The sequence below is a fragment of the Corallococcus sp. 4LFB genome, assembly GCF_046520365.1.
GTDB lineage: Bacteria > Myxococcota > Myxococcia > Myxococcales > Myxococcaceae > Corallococcus > Corallococcus caeni.
On sequence record NZ_JBKGHJ010000325.1, the window covers coordinates 1 to 10239 of the forward strand.

Genomic DNA, 10239 nt, shown 5'->3' on the forward strand with positions numbered 1-10239 from the left:
CGCCGCCGCACGGCCAGTGGCACGCCGCGCGCCGCGATGGACTCCAGCGCGAAGGACAGGTCCTGCGCGGACTGGAACCGGTCGCCCGGGGCCTTCGCCAGACAGCGCGCGATCACCGTCCCCAGCTCCCCCGGCAGCACGGGCGGCTCATCGCGGAGCGCGGCGCTCATCCGCTCCACCGGGCTGGTCCCGCCGAAGGGGCCTGGCCGCTCACGGCCTCGTGCAGCACCGCGCCGAGCGCGAACACGTCCGCGCGCGCGTCCACGCCCTGACCGCGGATCTGCTCCGGCGCCATGTAGCCGGCGGTGCCCACCACCGCGCCGCTCTGGGTCAGCGCGGCGTCCTCGGCGCGCTCGGTGAGCCGCGCGAGTCCGAAGTCGAGGATCCGCGCGCTCCCGTTCGCGCAGAGGAAGATGTTCGCGGGCTTGAGGTCGCGGTGGACGACGCCGCGCGCGTGCGCCGCCGCCAGCCCCTGCGCCAGCTGGATGCCCAGCCGCGACACCTGCTCCAGCGGCAGCGGTCCCCGCATGAGCCGCGTCCGCAGGGTGACGCCCTCCAGCCACTCGGTGACGAGGTACGGCACGTCCTCGTGGGTGCCCACGTCGAACAGGGTGAGCAGGTGCGGATGGGACAGCGCCCCCGCCGCGCGGGCCTCCTGCCGGAAGCGCGCCAGCCGCTCCGCGTCCTGGGCGAACCGCGCCGGGAGCACCTTCAGCGCCACGTCCCGCCCCAGCCTGCCGTCGCGCGCCCGGTACACGTCCCCCATCGCGCCACTGCCCGCATGTTCGACGATGACGTAGGGCCCCACCTGCTCCCCCGGGGCGAAGGCGCGCGGAGGAGGGGCCGCCTCCGCGAGCCGCCCCTCCGCGTGCCACGTCGCCGCGACGGCCGCGATGAGCGAGCCGCAGCCCTCACAGCGTGAGAGGTGGGCCTCCGCGAGGCCGCGCTGCTCTGGCGGCAGGCGGTCCTCCACGAAGGCCAGGATCGTTTCCTCGGAGGGACATCCCGACATGGTGGGACGCGACTCTAGGGGCGTTCGAGCTCAGGGCAGAAGTGGGGGCACCGCGATCCGGTACGCGCGGAAGGGCAGGGCCGGCGTCCCCGGGGTGCCAAAGAAGAAGCCCATCTGCGACTCCAGCACCCACGCGCCGTCCTCGGTGAGCGCGGCGGCGGTCGGCTCCACGAACCCGTTGGCGAGCACCTCCTTCACCCCGCCGCCTTCACCCAGCGTCACCATGGACGCCCGTCCCACCGTGTTCTCCACGACGAGCAGCCGCCCCGAGTCCACCCACTCGACCCCATCCGGCGTCTCCAGGGCGGGCGTCACCGGGAGGGTGACCGGCGCGGACGCGCTCCCATCCGGCTGGATGTCGATGGCGAACAGCGCGCCCGTGTCGCTCTTCACGACGTAGAGCCGGCTGGCCCCGTCGTACGCGATGCCGTTGAGGGTGATGAGGCCCGGCTCGGAGGGCTCGTACGCGGCGTCCGCGGACCAGGTCTCCAGCGCCGTGCCTCCCATGGGCAGCCGGAACACCGCGTTGCCGAACGAGTCCGTCACGTACACGTTGCCCGCGGCATCGACGGTGACGTCGTTGCAGAAGCTGACCTGGCCGGGCATGGCGTGGCTGGCCTTCTGGGCGCCCGTGGAGAGCGCGTACGCGGTCAGGTACGAGGGCTGCGCGGGCGGAAGCAGGTCGTCGTAGGTGCAGGCCCAGAGCGTGTCGTGCGCCTCGTCCACCGCGAGCCCGTAGACGCCGAAGGAGGCGCGGCCGGGGACGAAGACCTCCGCTCCCAGCGCTCCCGGCTTGACGCGAGCGATGGCGCCCGTGCCCAGGCTGCCCGCGTAGAGCGTGCCGTCCTTCGAGGCGGCGATGCCCTCCGGATAGAAGGCCTCGCCGGGCCACTGCACCTCGGTGGGGACGGAGCCGGGGTCCTCCGGGAAGGGTCCGCAGGCGGAGACGGCGGCGGCGAGGGTGACGGCGGACAGCCAGGAAGGGATGCGCATGGGCTTTCCTCGGTGAGGCCCGGAAGGGGCCTTTCGACGCCCTGACACCGGCCGGAAAAACCCTTGCAGCGAAAGTTCAGCCCCCCGGGCCCAGCAGTCGCGTGAGGCTCAAGTCCACCTGGCTCACCACCAGCGCGGCGATGCTGTCCACCGACGACGCGCCGACCCCCAGGCGTTCACAGAGCTGCCGCGTCGTGGTCTCCGCCACCTGTTCGCGGGCGCGGCTGAGCCAGCGTGAGACGGTGGACATGTGCACGCGGTAGAGCGCCGCGATGGCCTCCAGGGCCAGCGCCTCCACGTGGTACAGGCGCATCAGGGTGCGGTCCCGGTCGGACAGCTGCCCCAGCGCCGCGCGCACGGCCTCCGCGAAGGCCTCGCGGTAGCGCGAGCGGAGGTGCTCCAGCTCCGGCCCCAGCTGCTCGCCGAACGCGGTCTCGACGGAGTCCTGGACGGCGGCGTCGGCCCGCGCCTCGGAGCGCTTGAGGTTGAGCGCGATGCGCAGCGCCGCCACCCGCACCCAGCCGCCCAGCGCGCCGCTGCCGGTGAACTCCGCGATCTTCGGCTCGGCGCCCGGCTCCGCGGTGAACAGCCGCTCGCGCAGCAGCTGGCGCACCTCCGCCACGAACGCGGGCGAGCGGTCCACCCCGGACACGAACGCGCCGACCTCGCGGAGGTAGCCGTCCTCGAAGAACTGGAGCGCGGCGCGCTGGCGCCGCAGGCACCCGAAGGTCAGGTACAGCTCGGAGAAGGCAGGGGAGTCCCCGGCGAGCGCCCGCCAGCAGGGGCCGGGAGGGGACGTCAGCCGCTCCGCGACGAACGCGACGAACGCCCGGGGCTCCACCCCGACGCCGGCCCAGCGCGAACCGGCGCGCTCGACCGCCGTGGCGAGCAGGGCCTCCAGCCGCGCGGGCTCCGGAAGCGAAGCCGGCGCGCAGCCAGAGGCCGCGAGGAAGACGGAGGCCAGCGGGGTGGGAGCAGGGGTCACGCCCGGGACGCTACCACCCCTCTTCAACGAGCCAGGAGGCCCCGGACGCAGGGGCCCCTGGATGGAGCGCTACGCCGCGGACGTGGACGGCGGCGTGGCCGACTTCAGGCCGTAGCGGAAGCCCATGCCCAGGTGTCCGGGCGGGCTCTGCGTCAGGGGCTTGTTGACCTCCTCGGCCAGGGGGCCGACCTTCGCCGCCACCTGGGCCAGCTTCTGCCGGTCGAAGTTGTACACGTCGATGGCGTTGCCGCCGACCATCATCGACACGTCCAGCGACGGCATCCCGGAGAAGGTGAACTGCATCGACTTCTTCGAGTGCGGCCACGTGCCCTCCAGGTGCGGGAAGTCCGACCCCCAGAGGATGTTCTTCAACCCGATGGCGTGCCGCTGCTCCGCCTCCTCGCGGAACATGAACGTCCCCACGTAGCACTGGCGCGCCCAGTACTCGCTGGGCTTCATGCGCAGCGTCTGGCGCACCGCCGCGAACCACGGCATGTCGTAGAAGAAGTCCAGCTCCGCCAGCTTCTGCGGCGCCCAGTACGCGGACTGCTCGGTGAACACCACCTTGAGCTTCGGGTGCCGCTCGAACACGCCGCCCCACATCATGTACCAGAGGGGCGCGGAGCCGTAGAAGCTCAGCTCCGTCATCCGGATGAGGAACGCGTCCGGCGACGTGCCGTACGGCGGCTGGCCACCGCCCGCGTGCACGTTCACGGGCATGCCCAGGTCCTCGCACACCGACCAGAGCGGCTCGTAGATGGGGTCGTTGTAGCCGCGCATCTCCGTCAGCAGCAGCAGCGGCAGCAGCACGCCGCCCGTCAGCCCGGAGGCATGCGCGCGCTTGACCTCCTCCACCATCAAGCCCACGTCATGCGTCGGGAGGATGGCCACGCCCGCGTGACGCCCCGGGTTGGTGGCACAGAACTCCGACAGCCACCGGTTGTAGGCGCGCGCTCCCGCGGCCACCAGCTCCACCGGGTACAGCTCCGGCTGCTTGCCCGGCTCGCCGCCGCCCATCTGGCCAATGCCGCGCCGGCCATGCGCGTACCCCGCGCCGAAGGGCGGCTCGTTGTCCACGTTGCCGTCCGGGAAGATGACGTCACCCACCACGCCGTCCTTCTCCAGCACCGCCAGCCGCCGCGCCGGATCCCACAGGCTCTCCGACGCGTCCGCGAACGACACCGTCGCCGTGAACCCGGACGCGGCCTCCTCGGAGAGGCCGATCGTCTTCATGCTCTCCACGAAGGTGTCCGACGAAGCCTCCGCCGGCGCTCCGGGGGCCGCGGCGGGCTTGCCGTCCGGCGTGCCCCGGCTCTCCTTCAGGTAGTCGTCGAACGCGCTCCAGTGCTTCTTCTCCAGGTAGTCCCGGAACGTGCGGGCCGGCGGTCCGGCGTGGCCGTCCGAGGTGACGACGACGTAGCGGCCATTCGAAAGATGCGGCTCGGTCATGTGGTGTCCTGTGGGAACGGTGCTGCGGGGTGGGCGGATTGCGCAGTGACAGCGCGTTTCGGGGCTTAAACAAGGAGAACAGCATAAGCGTTCCTGGGGAGGGATTGCAGTCGTGATCCGCCGCTCCCGCTCCCCAGGAATCAAAGGGATGCCGGTGAAGTTCAGGTCACGGGATTAATCAGCGAGATCTGGTTTCCACCTGCGTTTCCATTTGTTATCTAGCCGGACCCGGAGCGGGGTCCGGGGTGGGCCATTTCAATGAGGGACGGCCGGGGGAAGGCCGCGGGTACTGCCCATGAATGGAGACGGAACCAGAGGCCCGACGTTGTCGGAGGGGGAGAAGCGGGAGCTGCTGATCCGCCTGCTGCAGGGCCGCCGTCCGGGGGCCCGCGCCCAGGCCATCGCCATCGTTGGAGTGAGTGGCCGCTATCCCCAGGCGGAGAGGCTTGACGGGCTGTGGGACAACCTGAAGGCCGGCCGCAACTGCATCAGCGAAATCCCTCCCGCGCGCTGGGATTGGCGGCGCTTCCACTCGGATGATCCGGAGGCGCCGGAGGCCATCTACAGCCGGTGGGGCGGGTTCATCGCGGACGCGGACGCGTTCGACGCGGCGTTCTTCAACCTCTCTCCTCGCGAAGCCGACGCGATGGATCCCCAGGAGCGGCAGTTCCTGGAGGTGGCGTGGGCCACCTTCGAGGACGCGGGCTACGACGTGAGCGCGCCGTCGCTGGACCGGGACGTGGGCGTGTTCGTGGGGGTGATGAACGGCGGCTACGGGTGGGTGGCGTCGGAGGCGTGGGGCTCCGGGCAGCGGACCGCCGCGCGCAGCCCGTACTGGTCCGTGGCCAACCGCGTCTCGTACCACCTCAACCTGTCCGGCCCCAGCTTCGCGGTGGACTCCGCCTGCTCGTCGTCCTTCACGGCGCTGCACCTGGCGTGTGAGAGCCTGCGCCGGGGCGAGTGCCGGGCCGCGCTCGCGGGAGGGGTGAACCTCATCCTCCACCCGATGCACTACCACGCCCTCAGCAGCATGAAGATGCTGTCCCGGGGGGACGCGTGCCGCGCCTTCGGCGAGGGCGCGGACGGCTTCGTGGACGGCGAGGGCGTGGGCGCCGTCCTGCTGAAGACGCTGGAGCAGGCGCTCGTCGACGGCGACCGGATCCACGCGGTCATCCTCGGCAGCGCGGTCAACGCCGGGGGCAAGACGAGCGGCTACACCGTCCCCAATCCGCACGCGCAGCAGCGGGTCATCTCCCGCGTACTGGCGGAGACGGGCGTCCACGCGCGCACGCTGAGCTACGTGGAGGCCCACGGGACGGGCACGTCGCTGGGGGACCCCATCGAGGTGGCCGCGCTCCAGCGCGCGTTTCGCGAGCACACGCAGGAGCGGCGCTTCTGCGCGCTGGGTTCGCTGAAGGCGAACATCGGGCACCTGGAGTCCGCGGCGGGCATCGCGGCGCTGACCAAGGTGGTTCTGCAGCTGCGCGAGGGGATGCTCGTCCCGTCGCCGCACTCGGAGCGCCCCAACCCGAAGATCGACTTCGACGCGTCGCCCTTCTACGTGCAGCGCGAGCTGGCGGAGTGGCGCAGGCCGGAGGTGGAGGAGGGCGGGCGCGTGCGGCAGGTGCCGCGCCGGGCGGGGATCAGCTCCTTCGGGGCGGGCGGGGCGAACGCGCACGTCCTGGTGGAGGAGTACGTGGCGCCGCCCCGGCCGGACGCGCCCGGGTCCGGGCCCGTGGTGCTGGTGCTCTCCGCGAAGAACCTGGAGCGGCTCCGGGTCCATGCGCGGCAGGTGGCGGCGTTCCTGGTGGCGAACGCGCGGGCGCGCGGCCGCGGGGCGCATCATGCGGCGCTGGCGGACATCGCCTTCACGTCGCAGGTGGGACGGCAGGCGATGGAGGAGCGGCTCGCGGTCGTGGCCTCCACGGAGGAGGCGCTGGCGGACGCGCTCCAGGCCTTCGCTTCCGAGCAGCCTGCTTCGGGCGCTGTCTTCCACGGCCGCGTCCGGGGGGCCTCTGACGCGGCCGCATCGCTTCCGGACAAGACGGCCGACGCCGAAGCGCTGGCGCGTGCCTGGGTGGCGGGGGCGCGCGTGGACTGGCGGGCGGCCCTGCATGCGGGGCGTTCGCGGCAGCGCGTCTCCATGCCCACCTATCCGTTCGTGAGGAAGCGCCACTGGATTGGCGAGCACCGCGCGCCAACGGTCCAGCGCGCGGCGGAGCCCGTGGCCTCCGCACCCGCCGTCGTCCCGCCGCCCGCTGTTTCCATCCGGCCCACGCCTTCCGCCGCGGAGGTCGCTCCGGCGTCCCCGCCGCCCCCCCGACATGAGGTCCCCATCGTGAACAGACCCAAGATCCAGCTGCGGCGGCCCGGGCAGACCTCAGCGAGGGAGACGCGCGAGGAGGCCCCGTGGCCCCCGGTCGAGACCGTCCGCGCCGCCGCGCCCGAGGTCGTCGCGCCGCCGGCTGCTCCCGCCGTGAATCCAGCGGAGGCCCAGGCCCGGTCGGAAGGTCTCAAGCAGACCGTGAAGGGGGCCCTGGCGCGCGTGCTCTTCTGCGAGCCCGGGGACATCGACGAGGAGAAGAACTTCCTCGAGCTGGGGCTGGATTCGATCCTCATGGTGGAGCTGACCAAGGGGTTGAGCCAGGACCTCCAGCTCAAGCTCAAGGTCAACAAGCTCTACGACCATCCGTCCGTCCTCCGGCTGGCCGAGTACCTGGCCGCGCAGGTCCCCGCCGCCGCATCGTCTTCGGCCGCACCCGTCACCACCGCGCCCGCCCCGCAGGCCGCCGAGCCGGTCACTCGCGCGCCCATCCCCGCGCCGCGTACCCCCGATCCGGAGGCCCGTGCTTCCACCCCCGCGCCGCGCGTGTCCAACCCGGTGGCCGAACGCCCCCGCGCACCGGACGCGCACGCGCTGGAGGCCGAGCCTCCTCCGTTCCACGTGACCCTGAAGCGCAAGCCCACGGCGAGCGCTCCCGAACCGGCTCCGGCTCCGGCTCCGGCCCCCGCCGTGGCCGCGTCCACCGACGTCGCCATCATCGGCATGTCCGCGCGCTTCCCGGCGCCCGGAACCTGGACGAGTACTGGGCCCACCTCGCGGCGGGCGTGGACTCGGTGACGGAGATTCCCCCGGAGCGCTGGGACATCCAGCGCTACTTCGATCCGGATCCGAAGAAGAAGGACCGCTCCTACAGCAAGTGGGGCGGCTTCCTGTCGGACATCGACAAGTTCGACCCGCTCTTCTTCAGCATCTCCCCGGCCGAGGCCCGGCTGATGGACCCGCAGCAGCGCCTGTTCCTCCAGGAGTCCTGGAAGGCGCTGGAGGACGCGGGCTACTCGCCGGAGCAGCTCAGCAAGGCCCGCTGCGGCGTCTACGTCGGGGTGATGAACAACGACTACAACCGGCTGGTGGGCCTGGCGGACCCCGACCGGAGCCCCGCGCTCCAGCTCCTGGGCAACTCCAACTCCATCCTCGCCGCGCGCATCGCGTACCTCCTGAACCTCAAGGGGCCCGCGCTGGCGCTGGACACCGCCTGCTCGTCGTCGCTCGTGGCCACGCACCTGGCCGTGCGCAGCCTGCTCGCGGGCGACGTGGACCTGATGCTCGCGGGCGGCGTGACGCTCTACATCACCGAGGATCCCTACATCCAGATGAGCAAGGCCGGCATGCTCTCGCCCAACGGGCGCTGCCGCGCCTTCGACGACCGGGCGGACGGCTTCGTCCCCGGCGAGGGCGTGGGCGTCGTCGTCCTCAAGCGGCTCGCGGACGCGCTCCGCGACGGCGACCACGTGTACGGCGTCATCCGGGGCTCCGGGACCAACCAGGACGGCAAGACGAACGGCATCTCCGCGCCCAGCTCGGACGCGCAGACGGAGCTGGAGCTCCAGGTCTACCAGCGCGCCGGCATCAGCCCGGAGACCGTGACGTACGTGGAGGCGCACGGCACGGGCACGAAGCTGGGCGACCCCATCGAGGTGGAGGCGCTCACGGAGGCCTTCTCGCGCTACACCGACCGCAAGCAGTTCTGCTTCCTCGGGTCGGTGAAGTCGAACCTGGGCCACACGTCCGCCGCCGCGGGCGTGGCCGGCCTCATCAAGGTCCTGCTGTCCTTCCAGCACCGGCAGCTGCCGCCCTCGCTCCACTTCGAGCGGCAGAACAGCAACATCGACTTCGCCGCGACGCCGTTCGTCGTGAACACCGCGCTGCGCGACTGGACCGTTCCCGGCGACGGCCCCCGGCGCGCGGTCCTCAGCGGCTTCGCCTTCAGCGGCACCAACGCGCACGTCCTCCTGGAGGAGCCCCCCGCGCGGCCCGCCCCGCCCCGGGAGGCGAGGGGCACCGCGCGCCTCGTCGTCTTCTCCGGCAAGACGGAGGAGGCCCTGACGCGGCGGCTGGAGGATATGGCCACCTGGCTGCGCCGCCACGGTGAGTCGCACCGGCTGGGCGACCTCGCCTACACGCTGCTCGTGGGCCGGGCCCACCACAAGGCGCGCACGGCGTTCGTGGTGCGCAGCCACCGCGAGCTGCTCGACGGCATCGAGGCGGCCCTGGCGGGACGCGAGGTGCCGTACCAGCTCACGTCCGACCCGCAGGACGCGGGACGGAAGGTGGATCCGCTCCTCAAGGAGCTGGGCCGCACGCTGATGGCGGAGCTGGCCTCGCCGGACGCACAGGACGGGGAGGGGGCCCAGGAGAAGCTCTCCTCGCTGGCGTCGCTCTACGTGAAGGCCGCGCCGCTGAACTGGGCGGCGCTGTTCCCGGGTCCCCACCTGCGCGTGCCGCTGCCCACGTACCCCTTCGCGCAGGAGCGTCACTGGGTCACGCCCGTCATGGGCGCGGCCCTCCCCGAAGCCCCGCGGACCGTGCAGGCACCGGCAGCGGCCGTCCGCCGCCGCACGGCGCTGGAGGCGTCGTCGCCGCTGGTGGCGGATCACCGCGTGAACGGCGCGGGCGTGCTGCCGGGCATGGCCTACGTCGAACTGGCCCGTGAGGCCTTCGCGGCCTCGCACGGCGAGGGGCCGGTGTCCCTCTCCCAGGTGCTCTGGCTCCAGCCCTGCGTCCTCGACGGTGGGCAGAAGGTGCTGTGGACCACGCTGGAGGAGAAGGGCGCCCACGCGCTCTTCGAGGTCCGCTCCGGCGAGGGCGACGACGCGGTCCTGCACTGCAAGGGACGCATCGAGGCGGCGGTCGAGCGCGCGGGCTCCGAACCGTTCGCGCTCCGTCCGTTCCAGGCCCGGAGCACGCACCACGTCGACGGCGAGGTGCTGCACCAGCGCTTCGCCCGGATGGGGATCCACTACGGCCCCACCTTCCGCGCCCTGCGCGAGGTGTGGAGCGACGCGAGCGAGGCCCTGGGCCGCCTGGAGGGTGCCGCGCCGGAGGGCAGCCGCTGGAGCCTCCCGCCGCAGCTGCTGGACTCGGCCGCGCAGGCCGTCGCCGCGCTCACGTCGTCGTCCGGCGCGCTGATGCTGCCCTTCTCGCTGGGAGGCGTGGACGTGCGTCGCCCGCTGCCGGCGTCGGGCAGGGCGTATGCACGGGTGCGGATGCAGGACCCCGCGCGCTTCGACGTCGCGCTGCTGGATGAGCAGGGCGAGGTGTGCGTCGAGCTGCGGGACCTGGGCTTCCGCGAGCGCAAGGCGCGGCCGCAGGGCTTCTTCTACCTGCCCCGCTGGGCGGAGGCGCCGCTGCCGGCGCAGGACCGGGAGCTGGGGCGCGCGGTCATCGTCGCGGGGACGGACAGCCTGGGCCTGGAGGACGGGCTGGCGGCGGTCCATGCCCGCGCGGGCGTGCTGCGGG

6 protein-coding genes are annotated in these 10239 nt (G+C 72.6%); 2 read left to right on the forward strand and 4 right to left on the reverse strand.

What is annotated here, in order from left to right:
• Positions 1 to 166 precede the first annotated feature (166 nt).
• The 4 genes from ACLEQD_RS28555 to ACLEQD_RS28570 all read right to left on the reverse strand — a co-directional run bounded on the left by ACLEQD_RS28555 (position 167) and on the right by ACLEQD_RS28570 (position 4439).
• Complete coding sequence (locus ACLEQD_RS28555) at positions 167 to 1012, reverse strand: serine/threonine-protein kinase (protein WP_410388290.1); 846 nt, start codon at positions 1010 to 1012, stop codon at positions 167 to 169.
• Positions 1013 to 1042: 30 nt separating this feature from the next.
• The gene (locus ACLEQD_RS28560) at positions 1043 to 2005 is read right to left on the reverse strand and encodes an SMP-30/gluconolactonase/LRE family protein (protein ID WP_410388292.1); all 963 of its coding nucleotides are present in this window, start codon (positions 2003 to 2005) and stop codon (positions 1043 to 1045) included.
• A gap of 76 nt (positions 2006 to 2081) precedes the next feature.
• Entirely contained in the window at positions 2082 to 2990 is a 909-nt protein-coding gene (locus ACLEQD_RS28565; RefSeq protein ID WP_410388294.1) for a sigma-70 family RNA polymerase sigma factor, read from the reverse strand.
• A gap of 69 nt (positions 2991 to 3059) precedes the next feature.
• Positions 3060 to 4439, reverse strand: a complete 1380-nt coding sequence (locus ACLEQD_RS28570; RefSeq protein WP_410388296.1) for an amidohydrolase family protein — start codon at positions 4437 to 4439, stop codon at positions 3060 to 3062.
• Between the two features lie 325 nt (positions 4440 to 4764).
• Between ACLEQD_RS28570 and ACLEQD_RS28575 the strand changes: the two genes are divergently transcribed.
• Together ACLEQD_RS28575 and ACLEQD_RS28580 are read left to right on the forward strand one after the other, a co-directional pair.
• Positions 4765 to 7560, forward strand: a complete 2796-nt coding sequence (locus ACLEQD_RS28575; protein WP_410388298.1) for a beta-ketoacyl synthase N-terminal-like domain-containing protein — start codon at positions 4765 to 4767, stop codon at positions 7558 to 7560.
• Positions 7548 to 10239, forward strand: a 2692-nt coding sequence (locus tag ACLEQD_RS28580; protein WP_410388301.1) for a beta-ketoacyl synthase N-terminal-like domain-containing protein, incomplete at its 3' end; no start/stop codon positions are given. The genes ACLEQD_RS28575 and ACLEQD_RS28580, both read left to right, overlap by 13 nt.